Annotated in this window: 19 protein-coding genes; 5 read left to right on the top strand and 14 right to left on the bottom strand. The window is 70.7% G+C overall.

Annotation, left to right across the window (positions count from 1 at the left end; all coding sequences use genetic code 11):
- The first annotated feature begins 5 nt into the window (after window positions 1-5).
- On the top strand, window positions 6-2,177 hold the full coding sequence (locus OG338_RS23510; protein WP_405939197.1) for a RecQ family ATP-dependent DNA helicase: 2,172 nt from the start codon (window positions 6-8) through the stop codon (window positions 2,175-2,177).
- Window positions 2,178-2,395: 218 nt separating this feature from the next.
- Window positions 2,396-3,025, top strand: coding sequence for a hypothetical protein (locus tag OG338_RS23505; protein ID WP_405939196.1), 630 nt, complete (start codon window positions 2,396-2,398; stop codon window positions 3,023-3,025).
- A gap of 105 nt (window positions 3,026-3,130) precedes the next feature.
- On the opposite strand, the gene OG338_RS23500 is transcribed toward OG338_RS23505, so the two are convergent.
- The 3 genes from OG338_RS23500 to OG338_RS23490 form a co-directional block, all read right to left on the bottom strand.
- Complete coding sequence (locus tag OG338_RS23500; protein ID WP_405939195.1) at window positions 3,131-3,748, bottom strand: hypothetical protein; 618 nt, start codon at window positions 3,746-3,748, stop codon at window positions 3,131-3,133.
- Window positions 3,749-3,808: 60 nt separating this feature from the next.
- Window positions 3,809-4,519 (bottom strand): ribonuclease HII, encoded by a 711-nt coding sequence (locus tag OG338_RS23495; RefSeq protein WP_405939194.1) that lies wholly within the window; start codon window positions 4,517-4,519, stop codon window positions 3,809-3,811.
- Window positions 4,520-4,636: 117 nt separating this feature from the next.
- Window positions 4,637-5,263 (bottom strand): TetR/AcrR family transcriptional regulator, encoded by a 627-nt coding sequence (locus OG338_RS23490; protein ID WP_405939193.1) that lies wholly within the window; start codon window positions 5,261-5,263, stop codon window positions 4,637-4,639.
- A gap of 240 nt (window positions 5,264-5,503) precedes the next feature.
- On the opposite strand from OG338_RS23490, the gene OG338_RS23485 reads away from it, so the two are divergent.
- A complete protein-coding gene (locus tag OG338_RS23485; RefSeq protein WP_405939192.1) occupies window positions 5,504-7,057 on the top strand; it encodes an MFS transporter in 1,554 nt (517 codons plus the stop codon).
- Window positions 7,058-7,180: 123 nt separating this feature from the next.
- Here OG338_RS23485 and OG338_RS23480 read toward each other — a convergent pair whose 3' ends face one another.
- The 4 genes from OG338_RS23480 to OG338_RS23465 all read right to left on the bottom strand — a co-directional run bounded on the left by OG338_RS23480 (window position 7,181) and on the right by OG338_RS23465 (window position 11,572).
- Entirely contained in the window at window positions 7,181-8,674 is a 1,494-nt protein-coding gene (locus OG338_RS23480) for a DUF4153 domain-containing protein (protein WP_405940512.1), read from the bottom strand.
- Window positions 8,675-9,310: 636 nt separating this feature from the next.
- Entirely contained in the window at window positions 9,311-10,207 is an 897-nt protein-coding gene (locus tag OG338_RS23475; protein ID WP_405939191.1) for an ADP-ribosylglycohydrolase family protein, read from the bottom strand.
- Window positions 10,208-10,217: 10 nt separating this feature from the next.
- Window positions 10,218-10,877, bottom strand: coding sequence for a histidine phosphatase family protein (locus OG338_RS23470; protein WP_405939190.1), 660 nt, complete (start codon window positions 10,875-10,877; stop codon window positions 10,218-10,220).
- A gap of 89 nt (window positions 10,878-10,966) precedes the next feature.
- Window positions 10,967-11,572, bottom strand: a complete 606-nt coding sequence (locus tag OG338_RS23465; protein ID WP_405939189.1) for a YdbC family protein — start codon at window positions 11,570-11,572, stop codon at window positions 10,967-10,969.
- A gap of 188 nt (window positions 11,573-11,760) precedes the next feature.
- On the opposite strand from OG338_RS23465, the gene OG338_RS23460 reads away from it, so the two are divergent.
- Window positions 11,761-12,297 carry a TerD family protein gene (locus OG338_RS23460; RefSeq protein WP_405939188.1) on the top strand — a complete coding sequence of 179 codons (537 nt, stop codon included), beginning with the start codon at window positions 11,761-11,763 and terminating at the stop codon, window positions 12,295-12,297.
- Between the two features lie 98 nt (window positions 12,298-12,395).
- Here OG338_RS23460 and OG338_RS23455 read toward each other — a convergent pair whose 3' ends face one another.
- Window positions 12,396-15,299, bottom strand: a complete 2,904-nt coding sequence (locus tag OG338_RS23455) for a vitamin B12-dependent ribonucleotide reductase (protein ID WP_405939187.1) — start codon at window positions 15,297-15,299, stop codon at window positions 12,396-12,398.
- Window positions 15,300-15,462: 163 nt separating this feature from the next.
- Window positions 15,463-15,975, bottom strand: coding sequence for a transcriptional regulator NrdR (gene nrdR / locus OG338_RS23450; protein ID WP_405939186.1), 513 nt, complete (start codon window positions 15,973-15,975; stop codon window positions 15,463-15,465).
- A 518-nt stretch (window positions 15,976-16,493) separates the two neighbouring features.
- Between nrdR and lexA the strand changes: the two genes are divergently transcribed.
- Window positions 16,494-17,288 carry a transcriptional repressor LexA gene (lexA, locus tag OG338_RS23445; RefSeq protein ID WP_405939185.1) on the top strand — a complete coding sequence of 265 codons (795 nt, stop codon included), beginning with the start codon at window positions 16,494-16,496 and terminating at the stop codon, window positions 17,286-17,288.
- Between the two features lie 109 nt (window positions 17,289-17,397).
- On the opposite strand, the gene OG338_RS23440 is transcribed toward lexA, so the two are convergent.
- From OG338_RS23440 to OG338_RS23420, 5 genes are read right to left on the bottom strand one after another with little or no spacing between them, the layout of a single operon-like run.
- On the bottom strand, window positions 17,398-19,368 hold the full coding sequence (locus OG338_RS23440; RefSeq protein WP_405939184.1) for an ATP-dependent DNA helicase: 1,971 nt from the start codon (window positions 19,366-19,368) through the stop codon (window positions 17,398-17,400).
- A 50-nt stretch (window positions 19,369-19,418) separates the two neighbouring features.
- Complete coding sequence (locus OG338_RS23435) at window positions 19,419-21,254, bottom strand: IucA/IucC family protein (protein ID WP_405939183.1); 1,836 nt, start codon at window positions 21,252-21,254, stop codon at window positions 19,419-19,421.
- Between the two features lie 60 nt (window positions 21,255-21,314).
- The gene (locus OG338_RS23430; RefSeq protein WP_405940511.1) at window positions 21,315-22,073 is read right to left on the bottom strand and encodes a GNAT family N-acetyltransferase; all 759 of its coding nucleotides are present in this window, start codon (window positions 22,071-22,073) and stop codon (window positions 21,315-21,317) included.
- A complete protein-coding gene (locus OG338_RS23425; RefSeq protein ID WP_405939182.1) occupies window positions 21,968-23,899 on the bottom strand; it encodes an IucA/IucC family protein in 1,932 nt (643 codons plus the stop codon). Before OG338_RS23425 ends, OG338_RS23430 begins: the two co-directional genes overlap by 106 nt.
- A 28-nt stretch (window positions 23,900-23,927) precedes the next feature.
- Window positions 23,928-25,307 carry a diaminobutyrate--2-oxoglutarate transaminase family protein gene (locus tag OG338_RS23420; RefSeq protein WP_405939181.1) on the bottom strand — a complete coding sequence of 460 codons (1,380 nt, stop codon included), beginning with the start codon at window positions 25,305-25,307 and terminating at the stop codon, window positions 23,928-23,930.
- Window positions 25,308-25,382: the final 75 nt, after the last annotated feature.

The following is a 25,382-nucleotide window of genomic DNA, read 5'->3' as shown; positions in this document are numbered from 1 at the left end:
GAGGCATGACCAACGCAGACCGCGCAGAGCTCAGGGCTTCGGCCGATTCCGTACTGGCCCGACTCGTCGGAGATGCCTCGGGTACCGCGCGGCTGCGTAAGGACCAGTGGCGGGCCATCGAGGCACTTGTCGCGGACAGGCGTCGAGCACTGGTGGTCCAGCGCACCGGCTGGGGAAAGTCCGCAGTGTACTTTGTCGCCACCTCCCTTCTGCGCGCCCGGGGCGCCGGACCGACGGTCATCGTCTCGCCGCTGCTGGCGCTGATGCGTAACCAGGTCGCGGCGGCGGCCCGCGCCGGCATAAGCGCGCGCACGATCAATTCGTCCAACATGGAGGAGTGGGACACCGTGCAGGCCGAAGTGGCCGCCGGTGAGGTCGACATCCTGCTGGTCAGCCCCGAACGCCTCAACAATCCTGATTTCCGCGACCAGGTTCTGCCCCAGCTCGCCCTGACCACCGGTCTGCTCGTCGTGGACGAGGCGCACTGCATCTCCGACTGGGGCCACGACTTCCGGCCCGACTATCGCCGACTGCGGACGATGCTCGCCGACCTTCCCGCCGGCGTCCCGGTGCTCGCCACCACCGCCACGGCGAACGCCCGGGTCACCGCGGACGTGGCGGAGCAGCTCGGTACCGGTGCCGACGCGGACGCGCTCGTGCTGAGAGGCTCGCTGGATCGCGAGAGTCTGAGCCTCAGCGTGCTGCGACTGCCCAACGCGGCCCACCGCCTGGCATGGCTGGGGGACCACCTCAAGGAGCTTCCGGGCTCGGGAATCATCTACACACTGACGGTTGCGGCCGCCGAGGAGGTCACCACGTACCTCCGCCAGTGCGGGCACACCGTCGCCTCCTACACCGGCCGCACCGAGAACGCGGAACGGCAGCAGGCCGAGGACGATCTGCTGGCCAACCGCATCAAGGCGCTGGTGGCGACTTCCGCGCTCGGCATGGGCTTCGACAAGCCCGACCTCGGCTTCGTCGTGCACCTCGGTTCGCCGTCCTCCCCCATCGCCTACTACCAGCAGGTGGGCCGCGCCGGACGCGGAGTCGAACATGCCGAGGTGCTGCTCCTGCCGGGCAAGGAGGACGAAGCGATCTGGCAGTACTTCGCGTCGGTCGGCTTCCCGCCGGAGGAGCAGGTCCGGCGCACCCTCGACGCGCTGGGCCAGGCCGGACGGCCACTCTCGCTGCCCGCCCTGGAGCCGCTGGTCGACCTGCGCCGCGCACGGCTGGAAAGCATGCTCAAGGTCCTCGACGTCGACGGGGCGGTCCGACGAGTGAAGGGCGGCTGGACCTCGACGGGAGAGCCCTGGGTCTACGACGCCGAACGCTATGCGTGGGTGGCCCGTCAGCGCGCTGCCGAGCAGCAGGCCATGCGCGACTACGCCACGACGGACAGCTGCCGGATGAAGTTCCTGCGCCGTCAGCTCGACGACGAGGCGGCGACCGCGTGCGGGCGCTGCGACAACTGTGCCGGGGCCCGGTTCGGCGCGGGAGTCTCCGATGCCGCTCTGGACACCGCGAAGGGTGAGCTTCGCAGGGCTGGTGTGGAGGTGGAACCTCGCAAGATGTGGCCGACCGGGCTCGCGTCGGTGGGGGTCGATCTCAAGGGCAGGATTCCCATGACGGAGCTCTCCGGCGCCGGCCGGGCGCTGGGCAGGCTCACCGACATCGGTTGGGGCAACAGGCTGCGCCCGATACTGGCGGCCCAGGCATCCGACGCTCCGGTGCCGGGTGACGTGGCCGATGCCGTGGTGACCGTGCTGGCCGACTGGGCCAGAGGTCCCGGCGGCTGGGCGCCTGGGGCCGTCGCCGCCGTGCCCCGCCCGGTCGGTGTCGTCACCATGGCCTCGGACCGCAGACCCCAGCTCATCGAATCGCTCGGCAGGCACATCGCCAGAGTGGGGCGGATGCCCCTGCTGGGATGTGTGGCCCTGGCTCCGGACGCCGATGCGGTCCGGATGTCGCAGACCAACAGCGCGCAGCGGGTCCGCGCCCTGCACGAGAGGCTGGTCGTCGCGCCCGACCTCGCGGATGCCCTGGCGGCCGTGGACGGACCGATACTGCTCGTGGACGATCTCTCGGACACCGGCTGGACGCTCGCCGTGGCAGCCCGCTTGCTGCGTCGGGCCGGAGCGGAGGCGGTGTTTCCGCTGGTCCTCGCTGTTCAGGCGTGACAGGAGGCGTCAGACGGGGCCGGACTGGGCAGGGATATCCGTGTCATTCCGGCTGAATACCGTCAGCCTCGCCAATTGCTCGTTGCCGCCTGCCGATACGCCAGGAAGAATTGGACTCGCTCCCCGCACGGTCCTTTCGCGGGCCCGAAAGGGCTGTGCCGCGGCGCGCCCTCACCCGACCCTGCCCGCATCGTGGGCGCGTATGCGAAGGGAGGACCGTGACCTTCGGATTCGCTCCGTCCGCAGCCACTTCGATGTCGGCAGCCGCCGACTCCGCCAACCGCCTTGCCAGAATGCTCGAACCGGCCGAGTGGGCAGCGGCCGGAATACCTCTGCTGCGCAGCCCGCGTGAGGTGGTCAGCGGTCTGCATGCCAGGCACCGGCCGACGCCGGCCACCGCCGTGGTCGCCGTCCTGGACCACGAGGAGCGCCTGACGGCGAGCGCCTCGTTCGCCCGCCGCTCGGTGACGGCCGACGGCTGGGAGTTCCGGAACTCACTGCTGGCGCACCTGCGCCGCGTCATCCCGCATGATCTGCGCCGCCGTACGCCCGTCCGCACCGCGGTACTGCTCTACTGCCGTGAAGGTGACGAGCGTTGGACGGAGGAGGACGGAGCGTGGATGTGGGGGTTGCGGGACGCCTGCACACTGCACGGGCTGCGGTGCGGCGCGTACATCACGCTGACCCGGGGCGGCTGGCAGGTGCTCGGCGAGGGCAGGGGCGGCCGCCGTCCCAACTCACTGTCGCAGCCCTCAGCCCTCTCGGACACCGCCCTGACTTCCGAGCAGGTTCCGTCGCGTACTGGTGGCGGAGCGGCGCAGGCACTGCATCGCTCCGCCGCACGCTGACTGGGCACACTTCGGCGGCCCGACAGCCCTCTCGGACAGCCGGACCGCCGAAGCCGCCGGGTCGTGCCGGGTTGGAACCAGCCACGGACCGGCCGGCGCCGATCCTCAGACGCCGGCGCCGAGCACGGCGTTGATCCGCTGCGGGTCGCCGCAGACGATCAGCAGCGCACCGGCGGACTCCCGCCCCTTGGCCAGTGCCCGCGCGGCCGCGTCGTCGGCCGGGCTGTTGACCGCAACGATCACCACGGGCCGGGGCTTGACCCTGTCCGCCGCCGCAGCCGCGGCGAAGAAGACGTCGTCGCCCGCTTCGTGCTGGGCCCAGTAGGCGGCCTCACCGAAGGTGAGCTCGTGGGTCGCCCACGGGTGCTGGTCGCCCGTGGTCAGCACCAGGATGTCGCCGGGTGCGCGACCCGAGTCGAGCAGCAGATCCACCGCCTCGTCGGCGGCGTCGAGCGCCCCGTCGGCCGTTGCGGGGATCACCTGGAGCTGCGGTGCGGAACGATTCTCCGACGGAGCCGCCTGGGGCCTGCCGGAGCTGGAGTGCCGGCGCTGCGCCGGGGGCGCAGGCCGCGGGCCGGGCACCGGGCGACCGGGGCGCGGCGTGGCCGCTGTACGCGGACCGGGTACGGGACGAGGGGTCGACGCGGCGCGGCCGGTGGCCGGGGTGGCGCGGGGACCCTGGGCGCTCTCGTGAATCTGAGGCTCCTCGGGGATGAGAGGCATGGGTGGTTGTCTATCAAACGCCGATACCGCAGGCATCGGCGGGTGGGCACATATGCGCGATCAGAAGTCGAAGCCGAGCTGGCCCCCGCTTTCCAGTGCGGCCGCCTCGGCGGAGAAACGGACCTTCTTCAGGTGCTGCCACCTGGGCAGCGCGTCAAGGTAGGACCACGAGAGACGGTGGTGGGCGGTGGGCCCACGCTCCTCAAGCGCGGCCCTGTGTACGGGGGACGGATACCCGGCGTTGGCATCGAACCCGAAGTCCGCGTACTCACCGTTCCGCGCGCCGAGTTCGGCCATCATGGCGTCCCGGCGGACCTTGGCGATGACCGAGGCCGCGGCCACCGCGACGCAGGACTGGTCCCCCTTGATGACGGTACGGACCTGCCAGGGGCTGCCCAGGTAGTCGTGCTTGCCGTCCAGGATCACCGCGTCGGGGCGGACCGGCAGGGCCTCCAGGGCCCGTACGGCCGCGAGCCGTAGCGCGGCGGTCATGCCGAGTGCGTCGATCTCCTGGGGGGAGGCGTCACCGAGGGCGTACGCGGTGACCCAGCTCTCCAGCAGCGGGGCGAGTTCAGCACGGCGCTTGGGGCTGATCAGTTTGGAGTCGGTGAGTCCGGCGGGGGGCCTGCGGAGGCCGGTGACCGCGGCGCACACCGTGACAGGGCCCGCCCACGCTCCGCGTCCGACTTCGTCGACACCAGCGACGATCTTGGCACCGGTGGTGGCGCGCAGTGAGCGCTCGACGGTGTGCGTGGGTGGTTCGTACGGCATGGCGTCTGTCAGCGTACGCCGAAGGGGGCGCCAGGAACACCCCGGGGCACCCCTCTCGGGCTCGCACCGGCGGTCACGCGCCGGAAGGCGCGCGCCCCACGGCTCCTGGCAGGGCGTTCAGTGAGGACCGGAGCGGAAGAACGGCACGGCGACCTGGTCGATCAGCGCCTCGATCTCCGCATCGTCCCACTCGCTGCCGCATACCTTGGTGCGGTACATCATCATCGCGGGAATGACGTCGAAGGCCAGTTCCCGCATGACCCCTGGGCGGACCTCGCCTCGCTCGACACCTCGGCCCACCACTTCCCTGATGAGGTCGGTGGACGGCCGGATCACGCCGTCGAGGATCACTGACTGGAAGCGTTCCGCCGTGCCCGCGTCGCATTCGTGAATGACCGCGCGCAGGGCCGAGCCGGAGGTGGACAGCATCGCGTCGCGCATGCCCCGGCACAGCTGGTAGAGATCGTCGCGGATGTTGCCCGAGTCCGGCGCACGGCCCAGGGCCGGCATCGCGCTGCGCAGCGCCTCGGCCACCAGCTCCTCCTTGGAGGACCAGCGCCGGTAGATCGCCGCCTTCCCCGTCTGGGCGCCCGCGGCCACACCTTCCATCGTCAGGCCGTTCCAGCCCACCGTACTCAGCGCTTCCAGCGCCGCTTCGAGGATCGCGCGTTCCAGCACGGATCCCCGTCGGCGCAGGGACACCACCGGCTGCCGAGCGGCGGCGGCCGATCGCGAAGTGACCATCTGCTTCTCTCCATCGGACAGGTTCGGTTCGCCTCCGCGAATCCCCCGGAATCGAAGCCGGACGGACACGGAAGCGGAAGGGCCGGCACGGGATCGAGCAGTTCCCGACCGGAGTCGAAGGCTCCGGAAATATCCGACAACGAAGATCCAGTGAACGCTTGCGTTCCCTGGAGGGGACTCAGTAACGTTGACGGAACAGTGAACGGAGCCGTTCACTAATTCTCTTGTGGGGGACCTCCAGTGACAACCTCTCAGTTAGACGCACGGAGCGCACCGGGCGCGGCACGCCGGCAAGGCCGCCCGGGTATCGCCCTGGCCGTCATCGCCGCTTGTCAGTTGATGGTTGTGCTCGACTCCACAATCGTCAACATCGCGCTCCCGCACATCCAGGACGCCCTGAGTTTCTCGACCACGGATCTGTCCTGGGTCCTCAGCGCCTACACGCTCACCTTCGGCGGCCTGCTCCTGCTCGGCGGCCGCGCCGGAGACATCCTCGGCCGCCGCCGGGTGTTCATGACCGGCATCCTCGTCTTCACCCTCGCCTCGCTCCTCGGTGGATTCGCCCAGGAGCCCTGGCAGTTGCTCATGGCCCGCGCGCTCCAGGGCATAGGAGGCGCCATCGCCTCACCGACTTCGCTCGCGCTCATCACCACGACCTTTCCCGAGGGCCCCGAGCGGAACCGAGCGTTCGGTGTCTTCGCCGCAGTGTCCGCCGGCGGCGGCGCCATCGGGCTGCTGGCGGGCGGGATGCTCACCGAGTGGCTGGACTGGCGCTGGGTCTTCTTCGTCAATGTGCCGATCGGCGTCCTGATCGCGGTCCTGGCCCCTATGTACATCAACGAGTCCGACCGGCATTCGGGCCGCTTCGACATAGCAGGGGCCCTGACGTCGACGCTCGGGATGGCCTCGCTGGTCTACGGATTCATCCGGGCTTCCGAGGAGGGCTGGCGGGACTCACTCACGCTGGCGTCGTTCGGAGCGGCGGTGTTGCTGCTGGCCGCCTTCGTGCTCGTGGAGCTGAGGGCCAAGGAGCCGATCACGCCCCTGCGGATGTTCGCCGACCGCAATCGCTCGGGGACGTACGTGATCATGCTCAGCCTGGCCGCGGCCATGTTCGGCATGTTCTTCTTCATCGTGCTGTTCGTGCAGAACGTCCTGTCCTACAGCCCCATCAAGTCCGGCCTGGCCTTCCTGCCCGTTACCGTCTCGATCATCGTCGGAGCCGGGCTCTCACAGCGGTTCCTTCCCGTTCTGGGGCCGAAGCCGTTCATGATCACCGGTTCGGCGCTCGCCGGAGTGGGGCTGTTCTGGCTCACCTTCATCTCACCCGACAGCTCCTACCTGTCCGGGGTGCTGGGTCCGATGCTGGTATTCAGCTTCGGCATGGGGCTCAACTTCGTGACGCTCACGCTGACGGCGGTCTCCGGAGTCGCCCAGCATGAGGCCGGTGCGGCTTCCAGCCTGCTCAACGCAAGTCAGCAGGTAGGTGGTTCGCTGGGGCTGTCCATCCTGGTCACGGTCTTCGGAACCGCCAGCCGCAACGAGGCGGAGAAGCAGGTGCCCGCGTTCCTGACGCAGGCGTCACCCGAGCAGAAGGCGCAGTTCGCCAAGAGCCGGGAGCTGCCGGGCGACTGGGGCCATGCGGTGCTCGCCCAGGGCATATCCACCGCCTTCCTCGCCGCAGTGGCCATGGCCGCCCTCGCCCTGCTGACCGCGCTGCTGGTCATCCGGGTACGCAAAAGCGACCTGGACGCCCTGAGCGGGAAAGCCGCCGCGGGAGGGCCGGTGGCCTGACCCGCGGGAATGCTGAGCGGAGCGGAGGACCGCTGCGGGCCGCCCCCTGAGGAACGGCCCGTGCGATCGATCGGCACGGCTGGAGCTGCGGAGGACGCCTCACCCCAACCGCTTACGGGGTGATCAGTACGGGTCGTACGGGTCGTAGACGTCGCCCGTCCCGCCGCGCTCGTCGCCGTTGTCGCCCGTGCTCAGCCCCCGGCAGTCGAGTGCACGGTAGCCGGGGTCCCAGTCACCAAGGATGTCCCGGGCTCGCGCTTCGCCCCAACTCGTCGCGTACCAGGGTTCGTCGGAGTCGCGGAGCGTGCGCTGAATGTCCTGCAACGCGCAGGAGCGCAGAGGTTCGGGCAAGGTGTCGAGAGCGGGTACGGCGTCGGCCGACAGACCCTTGAGGTACTCGATGTCGATCGAGTGGTCGTTGCGGTAGCGCTGGACGTTCTGCTCGGCGATGAGCCCATCGGGCGAGAGAAGGCCGAAGGCCAGTACGCCGACGGCCGCGCTCGCCGCGACCGCGCGCGGCAGCAGACGGGGGCCGAACACGCCGGCCGCCATGATCAGCACGAGGACGACGCCGAGCCAGAGCTCCACGGCGGCCACGGAGATCCGGAGCCTGGTCAGGCCGTACGCGTCGACGTAGAGGTCCATACGCCGCAGGGCCGAGGCCACCACGACGAGCGTGAGGAAGCACAGGGTGCCGAGTACACAGCGGACGAGGGTGCGGTCGCTGGTGCCGCCGCGCGGGGCCCAGCGAAGGGCGAGCGCGATGACGCCGAGCGTGAGCACCGTGGCCCAGAGCAGCTGCCAGAAGCCCTGGCGGGCGTACTCGGAATAGCTGAGATCCGTCTCGGCCATCACCTTGTCGTAGCCGCCGAGCAGCACCGTGAGCTGGATGGTGAGAAACGCCGCGAAGAGGAGGTTCAGGACGACGAGCGGGAGAGCCCACTCCAGCCGGCCGCGCGCCTTGCCCGGCCGTACGGTCACCCTGTCCCAGCGGACCGGGGCGGCGGCGGTGTAGGCCGCGGCGAGGGCGCCGACCAGACCGAGGAGGCCCAGGAAGATCCGCCATGGACCGTCACCGACCGACACGTCCGGGGTCAGGTTGCCCAGCAGGTCCGCGAAGGCGGCGTCGGCACTCGCGAAAAGCGCGCCGAACACGATGACCAGGACGATGGCCACGGCCACGGACCGGAACACGACGCCGAACCGGCCCCGGGACCCCGACATGCGCTCGCGCACACCGCGGACGCCCCAGCCCAGCGATTCGAACACGGAGGTGAACACGCCCAGGGAACCGAGGAACACGCCGAGCCAGCTCCGGCTGCCGTGCAGGGCCAGCGAGCCGAGTGCCAACGCGGACACCATCGCGAGGAAGGTGGGCCAGCCGGCGTCCCGGAGAGCGGGAACGGCCAGGAGCGCGAGCCCCCCGATGGCCCATACGGCGGTCCAGGGGCGGAGCCTGCGGCCTGCCGCCCTGGCGGATATGTAGGCGCCGGCCGAGGCGGGCAGCGCCACGATGAGCAAGTTCAGCCCGATGCCGTCGCCCAGCAGGGTCATGCTGAGCAGGGCCGTCGCGAGGGTGGCCCAGAGGGTGCCGGTGTGAACGGGCCCCGCCTTCATGGCCCGGAGCCGCGCCGTCGCGGAGGGCGGTGGCTTGCCCCAGGGGCTCGGCTGTCTCTGCCCACCGGGGCGCTGCGCCGCGTAGGCGGGGATCTTGGGGGGCTCAGGCATCGACGCCGTACCGCCTTCCGCCTCGCCTCTGCCTACGGCTCCGGGGGCGGCGACCGACGCGGGTACCTGCTCGCCCCGCTCCCCCACGGCGGCGGTTCCGGGTGCGGCCCGACCGGTGTCGGCCTGCTCTGGCACGCCCCGCTCCGGCACGCCCTGCTCCGGCTCAGCCCGCCCGGCGCCATCCCGCCCGGTGTCGCGCCGCTCAGGCTCCCCCTCGTCCGCCGGCGTGGGCCCGGGTGGGGCGGGTTCGTCCGGCGTGGGCTCTGGCCGGGGTGATTCTGGTGGTGTTTCGGACATGGGACCCCTCCCCACCGGGGTCCGCTCACGCGAGCTCTGGGCAGCGCGCGGTCCCCCGGCGTCTCATTCGGTGCGCACCCGTCGTCATGATCACCGAGGGCGGCGTGGCCGAAAGAGTAACCCCGTGTCACGGCCGACAGTCGTGCGGGGGCGTGCTGTGTCAGGACCGTGACACTTGACAGAGCCGGGTCCGGTGCCGGGCCTGCGGCTGCGCGCCTGCCGTGCTCGCTAGTGGGGTGTCCAGTCCGGCAGGGGCTCCGTCTGGGCCGTCCAGTGCGCCGGAGGGGCGCCCGTAGTGCCTGCCGCGATCACGCCGCCGACGATGGCGCAGGTTGTGTCGACGTCGCCGCCCGCCTGGGCCGTCACCCAGAACGCCTCCTCGAAGTCGCCGAGGCTGCGCGCCGCCGACCACAGGGCGAAGGGAACGGTGTCGTGCGCGCTGGTGCGGCGTCCATTGCCGAGGACCGCCGCGACGGTGCCCGCGTCCTTGTAGTCGAGCATGTCCCGGGCCCGGCGCAGCCCGGCCCCCACGGCGCTGCGCGGGACTAGCGCGACGACGCCGTCCAGCAGGTCCTCCGGCGTGGGCGGCCCGGCCGGTGAGGCGACGAGCGCCGCGGCCGCCGCGACGGCCATCGCGCCAACGACGGCCTCCCGGTGCTGGTGCGTGGTGTAGGAGGAGATCTCCGCCTGATGCGTGGCCTGCTCGGGGTCGTCCGCGTACCAGGCGCCGAGCGGCGCGATGCGCATAGAGGAGCCGTTGCCCCAGGAGCCCTGTCCGTTGAACAGGGAGGAGGCGAGCTCCCGCCAGTCGCCGCCCTCGCGGACCAGCCGCAGCATGCGGTTCACGGCCGGGCCGTAGCCGCGGTCGAAGTCGTGGTGGTGCGCGAAGGACAGGGCCAGGGCGTCCTGGTCGATGCGGCCGTGCTCCTGGAGTACGGCCACGACGGAGCAGGCCATCTCCGTGTCGTCGGTCCACTGCCAGGGCCCGGCCGGCAGGGCGCGGTCCTTCAGGAGCGGATAGTTGACGGGCACGAAGAACTGGGAGCCCAGGGCGTCTCCCACGGACAGGCCGCGCAGGCTGGCCAGGGTGCGTTCGAGGCGCTGGTCGAAAGCGGATTCGGTCATCGCTTCCACTCTATCCGGAGATGCCGTAGGGCTCAGGAGTACGCCAGCGCGCGAAGGGCCGGTCGAGCGTGTACCGCCCGTCCTTGCCGAGCACCAGGGTCCGCGATTCCCCGTTCCCGGGGTTGGAAAGCGACTCGAATTCGGCCACGGTCCAGTGGAACCAGCGCATGCAGAAGAGCCGCATGGTCAGACCGTGGGTGACCAGCAGCACGTTCGGCGGGTGGTCGGGAGCCTCGAAGCTGCGGTGCAAGCTCTCCAGGAAGGCGCCGACCCGGTCGTACACGTCCGCCCCGGACTCGCCCTGCGCAAAGCGGTAGAAGAAGTGCCCGTAGGCGTCCCGGTAAGCCTTCTGCAACCTGACGTCGTCGTGGTCCTGCCAGTTCCCCCAGTCCTGCTCGCGCAGCCGGGGCTCCTCCCGGACCCGTACCCGCCCGGCGTCCAGGCCGAGGGAGGCGAACGTCTCGTGGGTGCGCCGGTAGGGAGAGACGTACACGCTGACCCGCTCCTCCCCGAACAGCCCGCGCAACCGCTCCCCCGCCTCGCGGGCCTGGCGCAACCCGGTGGGGGTGAGCCTCAGCGCATGGTCGGGTTCGCGCTCGTACACGGTGTCGTCGGCGTTGCCCTCGGACTCACCGTGCCGGACAAGAACGATTCGTTGCGGTCGTGCCATACAACGACACTAGATCGAGTCGTCGCCGTTCGAGCACCTGTCCGGAAATCGTCGGTGCATGTCGCGGCCGTACCCGTCGCCCCGGGCCGTCACACCGTCCAGGACGGTTCGAGTTGCACCACGTCGCCGTCGAGCGCCGCCACGTCCTCCTCCGTACCCGCGCGCTGTGAGAGCCGGTCCACGCTGCCCGGCCGGTACTTCCCGCGTTCCGCGCCGGACTGCCACATCGACAGGACCAGGAACTCGTGTCCGGGTGCCTCGCCGAAGACCCCCCGCAGCATCCCCGGCGAGCCCGCCATCGCCGGGTTCCACACCCGCTGCTGCATCAGCGCGAAGTGTTCGACCCGGTCCTCGTGGACCCGGCTGTGGGCCACCCTGAGCACATCCGCGTCCGTGAACCGGGGTTCGAATCCGGTCTTCACGTCGAAGCGGTACTCGAAGAGCTTGACCTGAAGGTCCTGGTAGGTGCCGGACTGCGCCGCGGCCAGGGTGTCGTGGCCGCGCGCCATGAAGGAGTCGTAGAAGACCCGGTTCTCCCAGAAGGCGAAGACATGCGCCACCTCCGGCCGGACGCGGCTCCAGCCGCCGCCCTGCCCCCTGAAGCCCGGCTCACCCAGCAGCCCCGCCCACTTCCGCTGACCCTGTTCGAATCCCCGACGGTCCGACACATTGCAGCGAATCCACTTGACCAGCACTGCGCCATCGTACGGCGGTCGGACGTGGCGCGGGTCACGCTCCCGCGGAGTCCGCCGGAACCGGCCGTCTCCCGCCCGATCCTGGCCCGTTTCAGCCGCTCGCGCCCAAGCCGGTTGGTTCCGGGGCAAGTTACGGACATGATCGGGGGATGGAACCGGAGCGTCCCCGCGCGCAGGAGGGAAGTCCGATGAGCACTCCCAACAAGGATCTCGACAAGGTCGAAGTGCGGATCAAGTGGGATCCCAGCGACCGGGGCGAGGCTCCCAACGACCTCGACATCATCGCGGCGACCTACCCGGCGGACGAGCCGTACGGCAGTCCGGCGTACCTCGTCCACTTCGACAGCCGGGCGCCCGACGGCACGATCACCCTCGACCGGGACAGCAGGACGGGTCAGGGTTTCGGCTATGACGAGGTGATGACGCTGGAGCTGGACCGGCTGTCCGACAACTACGCCCGGGTCGTCGTCGGCGTCGCCATCCAGCAGCGCGACGGCCGCAAGACGTTCGGCGTCATAGAGAACACCGGGGTCCAGGTCCGCGAGGGCTACACCACGCTCGCGGAGAACGACTTCTCCGCGGTGGGCGGCGCCACCGCGGCCGTCGTGGCCGAATTCGTACGGGACGAATCCGGCGGCTGGCACTTCCACGGCACCGTCCGGGGCTTCGACGGCGACCCGGAGGAGTTCGCCGCGGCGATGGGCGGCCGTGCGTTCGGCGCGTAGGCGCCGCGTACAAGCAGTCGCGTACAAGCAGTACAAGCAGTACAAGCAGTGCGGGCAGGTCTTCCCCGGAAGACCTGCCCGCACTCACCGCTTATCGATCAGCTGCAACCGCTGGTGGAGCCGCAGCCCTCGCAGATGTAGCAGGAGCCGGCGCGCTGCATCTTCGTACCGCAGGAGAAGCAGAGCGGGGCGTCCGCGCTGATGCCGAGCTGCATCTCGACCAGCTCGGCCGAGGTGTGCGCCGTCCTCGGCTCGGCCTTCTCGGTCTCCTGGACCGGGGCGACCGCCTTCAGCGTCTCCGTCCGTACCGGGGCGGTCTGGGCCAGGGTCTCGGCCTCCAGCTGCTCCTCCTCGAACGTCGGCTCGTAGGAGCCGGTGTCGAGGTGGCGCTGGCGCTCCTCGGCGGAGTGGATACCGAGCGCCGAGCGGGTCTCGAAGGGCAGGAAGTCGAGTGCCAGGCGGCGGAAGATGTAGTCCACGATCGACTGCGCCATCCGCACGTCCGGGTCGTCCGTCATGCCGGCCGGCTCGAAGCGCATGTTGGTGAACTTCGAGACGTACGTCTCCAGCGGGACGCCGTACTGCAGGCCGACCGAGACCGCGATGGAGAAGGCGTCCATCATGCCCGCGAGGGTCGAGCCCTGCTTGGACATCTTCAGGAAGACCTCGCCCAGGCCGTCGTCCGGGTAGGAGTTGGCCGTCATGTAGCCCTCGGCGCCGCCCACCGTGAACGAGGTGGTGATGCCAGGCCGGCCCTTGGGCAGACGCTTGCGGACCGGGCGGTACTCGACCACCTTCTCGACCGCGGTACGGATGGTGTCCTCGGCCTTGGCCGTGACGGCCTCCTTCTCCTTCTCCTTGGTCTTGGCGGAGAGGGGCTGGCCGACCTTGCAGTTGTCGCGGTAGATCGCGAGCGCCTTGACGCCCATCTTCCACGCCTCGAAGTAGACCTCCTCGACGTCCTCGACGGTGGCCGTCTCCGGCAGGTTCACCGTCTTGGAGAGCGCGCCGGAGATCCACGGCTGAATGGCCGCCATCATGCGCACGTGACCCATCGCGGAGATGGACCGCTCGCCCATCGCGCAGTCGAAGACCTCGTAGTGCTCGGTCTTCAGACCGGGCGCGTCGATCACATTGCCGTTCTCGGCGATGTGGGCGACGATCGCCTCGATCTGCTCCTCCTGGTAGCCCAGGCGGCGCAGGGCCTGCGGGACGGTGCCGTTGACGATCTGCATCGAGCCGCCGCCGACCAGCTTCTTGAACTTGACCAGGGCGAGGTCGGGCTCAAGACCGGTGGTGTCGCAGGACATGGCGAGACCGATGGTGCCGGTGGGCGCGATGACCGACGCCTGCGCGTTGCGGAAACCGTTCTTCGCGCCGAGCCGGATCACGTCCTGCCACGCCTCGGTCGCGGCGGCCCAGATCGGGTTGTCCAGGTCGTCGGCGTGCACGGCCACTGCGTTGGCGTCGGCGTGCTGCTTCATGACGCGCTGGTGCGGCTCGGCGTTGCGGGCGTAGCCGTCGTACGGGCCGACAACGGCGGCCAGCTCGGCGGAGCGCTTGTACGAGGTGCCGGTCATCAGCGAGGTGATGGCGCCGGCGAGCGCTCGGCCGCCATCGCTGTCGTACGCGTGGCCGGTCGCCATCAGCAGGGCGCCGAGGTTGGCGTAACCGATGCCGAGCTGGCGGAAGGCGCGGGTGTTCTCGCCGATCTTCTCGGTCGGGAAGTCGGCGAAGCAGATGGAGATGTCCATCGCGGTGATGACCAGCTCGACGACCTTGGCGAAGCGCTCGGACTCGAAGGACTGGTTGCCCTTGCCGTCGTCCTTGAGGAACTTCATCAGGTTCAGCGAGGCGAGGTTGCACGAGGTGTTGTCCAGGTGCATGTACTCGCTGCACGGGTTCGAGCCGTTGATCCGGCCGGACTCGGGGCAGGTGTGCCAGTGGTTGATCGTGTCGTCGTACTGAATGCCCGGGTCGGCGCAGGCCCAGGCGGCCTCGGCCATCTTGCGGAAGAGGGACTTGGCCTCGACCTCTTCGATGACGTCACCGGTCATCCGGGCGCGCAGCCCGAACTTGCCGCCGGACTCGACGGCCTTCATGAACTCGTCGTTCACACGGACCGAGTTGTTGGCGTTCTGGTACTGGACGGACGTGATGTCGTCCCCGCCCAGGTCCATGTCGAAACCCGCGTCGCGCAGGGCGCGGATCTTCTCCTCCTCCTTCACCTTGGTCTCGATGAAGTTCTCGATGTCGGGGTGGTCGACATCGAGGATGACCATCTTGGCCGCACGGCGGGTGGCGCCACCGGACTTGATCGTTCCGGCGGAGGCGTCGGCGCCGCGCATGAAGGAGACGGGACCGGAGGCGTTGCCGCCGGAGGAGAGGAGTTCCTTGGAGGAACGGATACGGGAGAGGTTCAGGCCGGCGCCGGAGCCGCCCTTGAAGATCATGCCCTCTTCCTTGTACCAGTCGAGGATCGACTCCATGGAGTCGTCGACGGCCAGGATGAAGCAGGCGGAGACCTGCTGCGGCTGGGGCGTGCCGACGTTGAACCACACCGGGGAGTTGAAGCTGAAGATCTGGTGCAGGAGGGCGTACGCCAGCTCGTGCTCGAAGATCTCCGCGTCGGCGGGGGAGGCGAAGTACTGGTAGTCCTCGCCGGCCTTCCGGTACGTCTTGACGATCCGGTCGATCAGCTGCTTGAGACCGGTCTCGCGCTGCGGGGTGCCCACGGCGCCCCGGAAGTACTTGCTGGTGACGATGTTGACCGCGTTCACCGACCAGAAGTCGGGGAACTCGACGCCACGCTGCTCGAAGTTGATCGAGCCGTCGCGCCAGTTGGTCATGACGACGTCACGGCGCTCCCAGACCACCTCGTCGTACGGATGCACGCCGGGGGTGGTGTGGATGCGCTCGATACGCAGGCCCTGCTTGGACGCAGTCGACTTGGTCCCCTTGTTGCGGGAACCCCGTGCCGGGCCGCTCGCCGTCTCTGTCATGCCGCCTCCCATATGTGGGCAAAAACGCCCTGAAGTGCCGAGAACTTCCCCGGCACAGTGTGTGTCTGATGCTTCGGCCGCCGCATTCGTCATACGTCGCCCGGAGCAAGGTCCAGGTGCCGGCCCGCGCGATCCCCGGATCGGCGCGGCCGGCGGCTGCCGCTCAGTCGGCGGCGACGGCGGGAACGGGGACCACCAGGGTCTCGCCGCTCCCGCATGATTCCGCGTGGGGCCGCCGCTCACGGAGTTCCGTGATGGCGGCCTCGAAGTCTTCGAGGCTGTCGAACGCCCGGTACACGGACGCGAAGCGCAGGTACGCGACGAGGTCGAGTTCCTGTAGGGGGCCGAGGATGGCCAGGCCCACGTCGTGCGTGGTCAGCTCCGCGCTGCCGGTCGCGCGCACCGCCTCCTCGACCCGCTGGCCCAATTTGGCGAGGGCGTCTTCGGTGACGGGCCGCCCCTGGCACGCCTTGCGCACACCCGAGATGACCTTGGTGCGACTGAAGGGCTCGGTGACCCCGCTCCGCTTGACCACCATGAGTGAGCACGTCTCCACCGTGGTGAAGCGGCGGGAGCAGTCGGGGCACTGGCGGCGCCGGCGGATCGAGGTCCCGTCGTCGGTGGTGCGACTGTCGACGACCCGGCTGTCGGGGTGCCTGCAGAAGGGGCAGTGCATGGCTCCCAACCCTCCTTCACAGCACGACTGAATAGCCTCTTCAGGCCCGGTCGGGGGCCCTCGAAGCGGTCTCAAGCATAGGCGATGACCGCACCCCCTATAGACGGGGGACCACTACATTCGGGGCGGTCGGAAGTATCCAACCACTAGATCTTGGGTCCGGCCGCGCATTCGGCCCTACACGCGTGTCGCACCTGAGGGCGGCCGGAAGGCAGCGTAAGGCCGACCAAGAGGGTACGGGAAGCACCCGGACGACGTACGACCGGGCGGCAGCTCCGCGAAGGACCAGTACGGGGCGCCGCGTCGCCGTCCGGAGACGGCCGTAAACCACCGCGGGAGCGAGCGGCGACGTCCTCGGCGGCACGCGCTCGTCGCGCACTGTAGGCAGCCTCATACACCTGACATCGGAGCCCCGACAGTCTTTTATTCGTTTTTCACTCGAACGTGTGTTTGGCGCAACCTTTCGAAAGCTACTACCGTTGTGCAGCCAGGGAGACCATTCGAGAGGGGCCGCCGACGTGACCACGACCGCAGACAGTGCCATCATCACTGCCCAGGACCGCTCCCAGAGCCGACTCGAGCCGGTGCATGCCATGAATGACTCAGTCACGAACACGGAGAGCCCGGAGCCCGGGCGCCCAGCGCGCTCGCTTCCCGGACGGCCTCCCGGAATCCGGGCGGACAGCTCGGGGCTCACGGACCGGCAGCGGCGGGTGATCGAGGTCATCCGGGATTCCGTACAGCGGCGCGGCTATCCGCCGTCGATGCGGGAGATCGGTCAGGCGGTGGGTCTTTCCAGCACCTCCTCCGTAGCCCATCAGCTGATGGCGCTGGAGCGCAAGGGCTTCCTGCGCCGCGACCCGCACCGCCCCCGGGCGTACGAGGTGCGCGGCTCGGACCAGCCGAGCACGCAGCCGACGGACACCACGGGCAAGCCCGCCGCCTCGTATGTGCCGCTGGTGGGCCGGATCGCCGCCGGTGGGCCGATCCTCGCCGAGGAGTCCGTCGAGGACGTCTTCCCGCTCCCCCGCCAGCTGGTGGGCGACGGCGAGCTCTTCGTCCTCAAGGTCGTCGGTGATTCGATGATCGAGGCCGCGATCTGCGACGGCGACTGGGTCACCGTGCGCCGCCAGCCCGTCGCGGAGAACGGCGACATCGTGGCCGCCATGCTGGACGGCGAGGCCACGGTGAAGCGCTTCAAGCGCGAGGACGGCCATGTCTGGCTGCTCCCGCACAACGCCGCGTACCAGCCGATCCCCGGCGACGAGGCCACGATCCTCGGCAAGGTCGTCGCGGTACTGCGCAGGGTCTGAGACCCGCACCTCACGCTCTCTGGGAGAAGGGGCCCCGGTCCGGCTTCGCGCCGGGCCCGGGGCCCCTTTTCGTGTACGCCCTTGCGGGATGTGTACGCCCCCCGAGGGGCTACCGCCCGTCCGCCTTGGCCGCCGTGTCGATCGCGGCGAGCGAGCGGCGGGCCTGGTTGCGGTCGGTGGTGTACCAGAAGTCGGGGAGCGAGGCGCGCAGATAGCTGCCGTAGCGGGCATTGGCCAGGCGCGGGTCGAGCACCGCGACGACGCCCTTGTCCCCCGTGGCCCGTACGAGACGGCCGGCACCCTGCGCCATCAGCAGCGCGGCATGGGTGGCCGCCACCGCCATGAAGCCGTTGCCCCCGGCCTCCTCGACCGCCTTCTGGCGCGCGCTCATCAGCGGGTCGTCGGGCCGGGGGAACGGAATCCGGTCCATGACCACCAGCTGACAGCTCGCCCCCGGGACGTCCACGCCCTGCCACAGCGACAGCGTGCCGAAGAGGCAGGTCTCCGGGTCGGCGGCGAAGTTCTTGATCAGCTCGCCCAGGGTCTCCTCACCCTGGAGCAGGATCGGCTTGTCCAGCCGGTCGCGCAGCTCCTCGGCCGCCGCCTTGGCCGCCCGCATGGAGGAGAACAGCCCCAGCGTGCGCCCGCCGGCCGCCTCGATGAGCTCGGACAGCTCGTCCAGCATGTCCGTCCGGGAACCCTCGCGGCCGGGGGTCGCGAGATGCCGGGCGACGTACAGGATGCCCTGCTTCGGGTAGTCGAACGGGGAGCCGACGTCCAGGCCCTTCCACTGGGGGACGTCCTCGCCGGCCGTGCCCTCAGGGGCGAGCCCCAGGGAGGCGCCCACGCCGTTGAAGTCGCCGCCCAGGTTGAGGGTGGCGGAGGTGAGCACGACGGAGCGCTCGGCGAACAGCTTCTCGCGCAGCAGCCCGGAGACAGAGAGCGGGGCGACCCGCACCGAGGCGCCGAACCGGTCGTGGCGCTCGTACCAGACGACGTCGTACTCGGAGCCCTGCGTGATGCGCTCGGCGACGGCGTGGACGGACTCCACCGAGGCCAGCGCCTGCTTGCGGACCGCGTCCTCGTCCTGGACGGACTTGTCCCGCGTGGCGCCGATCGCGGAGATCACCGTACGCGCGGCGTCCCGCAGGGCCATCAGCGCGTATCCCAGGTCCTCCGGCACCTCCTCAAGGCGGCCGGGCAGCGCCAGCTCCATGACCCGCTCGAAGCCCTCGGAGGCGGTCAGCAGCGCGTCGGCCGCCTTCTCGTTGACCAGCTTCGAGGCGCGGCGCACCGCGCGGTTGACCTGGCCGGGATTCAGCTCGCCGGTGGCCACACCGGTGACCCGGGAGACCAGCTCATGTGCCTCGTCCACGATCAGGACCTCGTGCTGAGGGAGCACCGGGGCGCCCTCGATGGCGTCGATCGCCAGGAGTGCGTGGTTGGTGACCACCACATCGGCGAGCTTGGCGCGCTCCCTGGCCTGCTCGGCGAAGCACTCCGCTCCGTAGGCGCATTTGCTCGCGCCCAGGCACTCCCGCGAGGAGACCGAGATCTGCGCCCAGGCCCGGTCCGAGACGCCGGGCGTGAGGTCGTCCCGGTCGCCGGTCTCCGTCTCGTCGGCCCAGTCACGCATGCGCAGCAGGTCCTGGCCGAGCTTGCTGGACGGGGCCGCCGCCTCGAACTGGTCGAACAGCCCCTCCTCCTCGTCCTGCGGCACGCCCTCGTGAAGCCGGTGCAGACAGAGGTAGTTCGACCGGCCCTTGAGCATGGCGAACTGGGGGCGGCGGCGCAGCAGCGGATGCAGCGCGTCGACCGTACGCGGCAGATCGCGCTCCACCAGCTGGCGCTGGAGGGCCAGCGTCGCCGTGGCCACGACGACGCGCTCGCCGTGCGCCAGGGCCGGCACCAGGTAGCCGAGCGACTTGCCCGTCCCGGTGCCGGCCTGGACGAGCAGGTGGGATTGGTCGTCTACGGCCTCGGCGACGGCGGCGGCCATGGCGGCCTGGCCGGGCCTCTCCGTACCGCCGACGGCGGTCACGGCGGCGTGCAGGAGCTCTGGGAGGGATGGCTTCGTCATAGCCCGGCCAGCCTACGGGGCGCCACTGACATCGACGGGCACTCCCGGCCTCACTCGGAGAGGTGGAGCGGGTTGGCCACACTGCCGTGGACCGCCGCGTGCGGGCGTACGGGCCGGTCACGGTAGCCGTCCAGATGCAGACGGTTCCGGTTCAGACAGAGGCGGTCGATGCGCGGGGTGAGCATGTCGAACATCTCGAACCGCTCCTTCAGCTCGGGGAAGCGGGCGTGGTAGCGCAGGATCTCCGCCCGGACGAGTGACCAGAATTCGCCCTCGGGAACGCCGAGCTGTTCCTCGCAGAGCGGGGAGAGAAACCTGAACACCCCGGTGAAAAGCCCGGAGTGGATGAACTGGGTGAGGAACGCCGGTTCCTCGGTCAGCAGGACACTGCGCACGTCCGCCGGCATGGTGTCGTGCTCCGGCAGCGGCTGCGCGCTCACGTTGACGTCGTCCACGAAGTCCTTGATCGCGAGGCGCACGGGCACGTCCTGCCCGTCGAAGACCACGATCGCGTTCTCTCCGTGCGGGGAGAAGACGGTGCCGTAGCGGTAGAGGAAGTGCAGCAGCGGCGGCAGCAGGGCGGCGAAGAGGCGGGTCAGCCAGACGGTGGGCGCCAGTCCGGAGCGGGCGACCAGCTCCGCGGTGAAGGCGCGTCCCCCGGGGTCGGTGTGAAGCAGGGAGGCGAGGGTACGGGCCCGCTCCCCCGGTGCCAGGCGCGGCGGCAGCGGCTCGCGCCAGATCGCCCCGAGGATCTCCTTGAACTGGTACGGCGCTTCGGGGAGGTGGTCGTACAGCGGATGCTCGACGGTGACCGATGCGACCTCGCCGAGGAGGATCACGCCGCAGGTGTCGCGCAGGAACGGGTCGTTGTCACGCAGCCCCAGCACCCAGCCGGTGACGGCGGGCGCGGCGATGGTGCGCTCGGTGGGCAGCCCGCGCCAGACCAGGGTGTTGAGGACGGACAGCGGCAGCTTGACCGTGTGCCGGTCGGGCCGCGCGAGGTTGGCGAAGGTACGGATGGACTGTTGCGGCAGCCGTACGTCCGGGTCGGCGGGCAGGGGCACGATGTCTCCGGCGGCGATGGCCGGTGCGAACAGGGGCACGATCCACTCGTCCCACTGCCAGGGATGCACCGGCAGGTAGTAATAGGCGTCCGGGTCCAGGCCGCGGGCGCGCAGGCTGTCGGCGAAGGACGCGCGGACGAACGGGTCGAGTTCCTGGGTGTAGAGCTGGTCCGAGGTGGAAAGGGCGGGCACGCCCCGGTACTCGGCGATCCGGTGGGATACGGCGAGCCAGGGCAGCCGGACGGGCTCGCGGGCCTCCGGGGTGTAGCGGGCGGCGTCGGTGGCGGAGAAGCCGAGCCGGCCCTTGTTGGCGACGATCCAGGGGTGGCCGGTCTGGTGGCCCTCCAGCTCCGCGTAGCCGAGAGCGGCGAGTTCGGCGGCGGCGAGCGCGGTGTGGTCGAGGCGGGCGTCCGCGGCGAGCGTGGTCGTCAGCTCGCGGAGGAGATGGCCGAGCGTGGCGCCGTCGAGGCCGAGGAGGCGGCGGGCCCGGGTCACGAACAGCAGCGGATCACGGAACGGGACGCTGCCCGCCGCGGGGTCGGGGCCCTGCGCGCGAATCGATCCGGGGTCGACGCGCCAGCTGCCGTACACGCCGCGCCGGGCGGTGAAGGCGAGGCTGCCGCCGTCGTCCAGGGGGAGGGTGTATGTGCTGCCGCCGGCGGTTCGCGGAGTCGGCTCGATGACTTCCTCGTAGGCGAATTCACCGAGCATCTTCGCGAGCATCCGGGAGGCGGCCCGGTCCCAGGCGTCCCGGTTGAGCTCCGGGGTGGTGAGCAGTGCGGGCGGCTCCGTTGCGTCGTCATGCGCGGGATATGTGGGCACGGGGACTCCTCGGGTGGGAACCGATGGGGTTCGAGCGGTGCGGACGGGTCGGGGATGCGTTCATGGCCGGGTGCGGTGGGCTCGGTCGCGGATCATCAGCGCGGCTCGCTTCTCCGGGAGTTCGATCTCGGCGGAGAGGCGGAAGCCGGCGCTCAGGAACGCGGAGACGGACGGGGCGTTGCGGATGTCGGGCTCGGCCACGACCCGGGTGCAGCGGGGGACGTGGTCGAGCACGAGGCCGGTCACGGCGCGCAGCAGCGTCGTGCCAGTGCCCCGGCCCCGGTGGCGGCCCTCACCGATGAGGAGGTGGACGCCCATGTCGTGCGGCCGGGCCGGGTAGTGGCGGGCGAGCGGGTCGAGGTCGGCGCGGTACAGCTCCCAGTAGCTCATGGGCGTGCCGGACAGCACCCCGATGCACGGGGTGCTGTGGCTGTCGCCGGCGAGCTGGGGGGCGAGGTGCCGGGCGGTGACGCTCTCGTCGCCGGCCAGTTCCCAGAAGGCGGCGACGACAGGGTCGTTCATCCAGCGGGTGAGGGTCGGAAGATCGCGCTCCGGGTGGACGGGGACGAGCTGGAACTCCCCGGCCGGTGTGGGGACGGGGGCCCATTCCGCCCGGAGGACGGGGTCGGCGGGCGCGTCGGGGGGAGACACGGGTGGTGCTCCTCTCTCGGCTCTCGGCGGTGCTTCCGGCGATCGGTCGTTCGGCTCTGCCCTCAGCTGTGCAGGGGGTTGGTGATGGTGACGTAGACGGACTGGGTGTCGACGGGGCCGACGAGTTCGTCGAGTCCGTGCAGACGGGTCAGCATGTTGGCCTTGCAGCGCAGGCGCGGGTTTTCGAGCAGGTGGGCGGGGAAGGGCGAACCCAGTTCGCACGCCGACTTCAGGAAGCGCCGGAAGGCGTCGATGAGCATCTGTTCATCGACGAGACCCTGGGAGCCGAACGCGCCGATCAGTCCGAATACGTTGTTGATGCCGAGGTAGTAGGCGAAGCGTTCGTCGGTGACGGCGTCGGAGACGAAGGTGTCGCTGACCGATCCGATGCCGGGGAGCCTGTGATCGAGCGCGGTGCGGTGCGATTCCCGGAAGTAGTAGCCCTGATTGTCACGGTAACGGCCGCCGGTGGGCCAGCCGTCGGCGTCCAGCAGGACGAGGGTGTTCTGCTGGTGGGCTTCGAGCGCGACCCCGGCGTGGGCGTCGAGCCACAGCACCGGGTGGACGACGCGCTCCAGGTAGCGCAGGAACCACTCGGCGGCCACCGCGGTCGTCGTCCGTCCGGTGGCCGAGGCGAGACGGTGGACCACATCGGCGAGGCGCGAGTGCAGCCCCGTCCGGCCCGGCCAGGGGCGTGGCGCGGTGAGCCCGGCAATGCAGACGGCGTCGTCCTGCCGGCCGAAGGGGTTGTGCCGGAGCATGACGTCCAGGCCGTGCACGGGCTCGCCGTCCGGGGTGTCGACGGCGAGCCAGGCGGGATCGCGCACGATGTCGAAGCCGGGGTGCGCCGCGTGCCACTCGCGGGCGAGTCCGGTCCGGAGCAGCCGGTGGACCTCGACGCCCCGGTGGAGCTCCTTGCGGAGGTTCTCCCGGCGGGAGTTGGTGATCCGGACGCCGAGGGAGAGCTTCAGCATCAGGTCGGTCCCCGGCGAGTGCACGGTGCGCACCGACGAGGTGGGGTGCCAGGGGGCGCCGTACGGGCCGAGGTCGTACAGAAGGCCGGCGTCGAGCAGGGCGGCGACCTCGGGCCGGCTCCGCAGCTCGCGGGCCTGCCAGGGGTGGAGGGGAAGGGGCGCGGTGTGTTCGGGGAAGGCGAGGCCCGGGGCATGCCGGGCGACGAGGTCGGCGGCGGGCACGGGGCGGCCCTGGTCGGTCCACGCGGAGTCGGTGGCGAGCACGGAGCGGTCGGCGGCCATCCAGTGGAGCGGGAAGGAGCCGTGGAGCTCGGGTGAGTAGAGCCGCGCCTCGGCGTCGGTGAGCCCTTCCCTGCTCTTGGGCGAAGGATGCAGGGGGTGGCCGAGGAGGAGGGACTGTTCCGCGGTGCGGAAGAGGTCCGCCTCGTCGGGCGCGGCGGGCTGGCGGCGCCGCTCCTCGATGAACGAGGCGGTGCGCCGTACCGAGTCGGCGACCCGGCCGGCCATGTCGGCGCCGTCGTGGTGTCCGGCCTCCCGGCCGAGCAGGGCGGCCACGGTGACCGCGTCGGCGGGGGGCGCGGCGGCGGGTGCCTGCTCCAGGGCGGGGAGTCCGAAGCGGTGCCAGCCGGTGGCGGACCAGTGGCGGACGGGGACGAGCAGAGCGGTGCCGCTCGCGGGGAGCGGGACGCGCAGGATCCCTCCGGCCGGTTGGGGCAGGTCGTTCTCGCGGACCCAGCAGCGCAGCAGGTTCTCGACGCCGGCCGCGTCGGCGGCGCGGAGCGGGTCGGGCTGGTCGAGCGGGTCGGCGGCCGGGTCGTCCGGGGCGGTCGCCGCCGGGTTTTCCTGGTGTACGGCGGTCTGCGGCGGGGAAGCGGGCCGCGAGGCGCGCCACAGGTCGTGCGGGGTCTCCTTCTGGCGCGGCACGGTCGTCGCCTCGACGGCGAGCCCGCCGGGGGCGTCCGACTCGGGGAGGTGGCTGGAGGGAGGGCCGTCGGCCTCGGGCGCGGGGGTGGGGTTCACGGCGGTCTTCCTGTGCTGGTGTCCGTGGTCAGCGGAGCGATCCGGTCGGCAGGCGGCGGTGCGGCGAGCGCTCCGCCGCTGCCAGGGCGTCGGCGAGGCGGTCGACCACCGCTGTCGCCTGTTCGTCGGTGAGCGTGAGGGGCGGGAGCAGGCGTACGACGGTGGAGTACCGGCCGCCGAGTTCGACGATGAGCCCGCGGCTCAGGCACTCCTGCTGGACGGCGGCGGCGAGGACCGGGTCCGGCGGCGGTTCGGTGCCGGTGCCCTGCGGGCGGGCCTCGGGGTCCACGATCTCGACGCCGATCATCAGGCCCCTCCCCCGGACGTCGCCGACGCACGGGTGGTCGGCGGCGAGCGACCTGAGGCTCACCAGCATGCGGCCACCGAGGACCCCGGCCCGTTCGGCGAGGCCGTTCTCCCGTACGTACGCGAGGGTGGCCGTGCCGGCGGCCATGGCGAGCTGGTTGCCGCGGAAGGTGCCGGCGTGGGCGCCGGGCTGCCAGGTGTCGAGCTCCGAGCGGTAGACGATCACGGCGAGCGGGAGGGAGCCGCCGATGGCCTTGGACAGCACCATAACGTCGGGCACGATGCCGCTGTGCTCGACGGCCCAGAAGGCGCCGGTCCGGCCGACGCCGGTCTGGACCTCGTCGGCGATCAGCGGGATGGACCGGGTCTCGGTGATCTCGCGCATCCGGCGCATCCAGCCGTCGGGCGCGGGGTTGACCCCGCCCTCGCCCTGGACCGGTTCGAGGATCATTCCGGCCGGGGCCGGCGTCCCGCTCTTGGGGTCGTCCAGCAGGTTCTCGGTCCAGTGGGCGGCGGTCCGCGCGCCGGCCTCGCCGCCGATACCGAAGGGGCAGCGGTAGTCCTGCGGGAAGGGCAGCCTGGTCACCCGTACGTCCTCGGCGCCGCCGGAGGCCGCGAGGGCGCCCGTCGTCATGCCGTGATAGGCGCCGGTGAAGGCCAGCAGGCCGCTGCGGCCGGTGGCGGCGCGGACCAGCTTGAACGCCGCCTCGACCGCGTCCGTGCCGGCGGGTCCGCAGAACTGGACCCGGGCGTTGTCGGCGAACTCCCTCGGCAGGGTGCTGAACAGCTCCGTGACGAACGCGTCCTTGACCGGCGTTGCCAGGTCGAGCACATGCAGCGGGGCGCCCGAGTCGAGGACCCTCTTGATCGCCTCCAGAACGACCGGGTGGTTGTGGCCGAGGGCCAGCGTCCCCGCCCCGGACAGACAGTCGAGATACCGCCGCCCGTCCGCACCCTCGATGGTCAGTCCCCGGGCCCGCACCGGCACGATCGGCAGCGACCTGGCGTAGGTGCGGGCGGCCGATTCACGCGACGACTGGCGGCGCAGGATGCCTTCGTGGGCCGGCAGGGGTGGCGCCGGAGCTGGTTCGGTCACGGCCACGGCTCTTGATCCTCCCGCTGTAACAGTTGCGTTGCACGTCAGTACGATTTCGCAAGGACGGCCTGCGAGGGTGAA

The organism is Streptomyces sp. NBC_00726, from assembly GCF_045161735.1.
Classification (GTDB): domain Bacteria; phylum Actinomycetota; class Actinomycetes; order Streptomycetales; family Streptomycetaceae; genus Streptomyces.
This window is presented reverse-complemented; position numbering and strand designations above follow the sequence as displayed.

Excerpts from the sequence above, each read along its gene's own strand:
- OG338_RS23500 (WP_405939195.1), bottom strand. The coding sequence starts at position 3,748 with ATGCCTCTCATCCCCGAGGAGCCTCAGATTCACGAGAGCGCCCAGGGT.
- OG338_RS23495 (WP_405939194.1), bottom strand. The coding sequence starts at position 4,519 with ATGCCGTACGAACCACCCACGCACACCGTCGAGCGCTCACTGCGCGCC.
- OG338_RS23475 (WP_405939191.1), bottom strand. The coding sequence starts at position 10,207 with ATGACCGAATCCGCTTTCGACCAGCGCCTCGAACGCACCCTGGCCAGC.
- OG338_RS23470 (WP_405939190.1), bottom strand. The coding sequence starts at position 10,877 with ATGGCACGACCGCAACGAATCGTTCTTGTCCGGCACGGTGAGTCCGAG.
- OG338_RS23460 (WP_405939188.1), top strand. The coding sequence starts at position 11,761 with ATGAGCACTCCCAACAAGGATCTCGACAAGGTCGAAGTGCGGATCAAG.
- OG338_RS23490 (WP_405939193.1), bottom strand. The coding sequence starts at position 5,263 with ATGGTCACTTCGCGATCGGCCGCCGCCGCTCGGCAGCCGGTGGTGTCC.
- OG338_RS23440 (WP_405939184.1), bottom strand. The coding sequence starts at position 19,368 with ATGACGAAGCCATCCCTCCCAGAGCTCCTGCACGCCGCCGTGACCGCC.
- OG338_RS23480 (WP_405940512.1), bottom strand. The coding sequence starts at position 8,674 with ATGAAGGCGGGGCCCGTTCACACCGGCACCCTCTGGGCCACCCTCGCG.
- OG338_RS23455 (WP_405939187.1), bottom strand. The coding sequence starts at position 15,299 with ATGACAGAGACGGCGAGCGGCCCGGCACGGGGTTCCCGCAACAAGGGG.
- nrdR (WP_405939186.1), bottom strand. The coding sequence starts at position 15,975 with ATGCACTGCCCCTTCTGCAGGCACCCCGACAGCCGGGTCGTCGACAGT.
- OG338_RS23510 (WP_405939197.1), top strand. The coding sequence starts at position 6 with ATGACCAACGCAGACCGCGCAGAGCTCAGGGCTTCGGCCGATTCCGTA.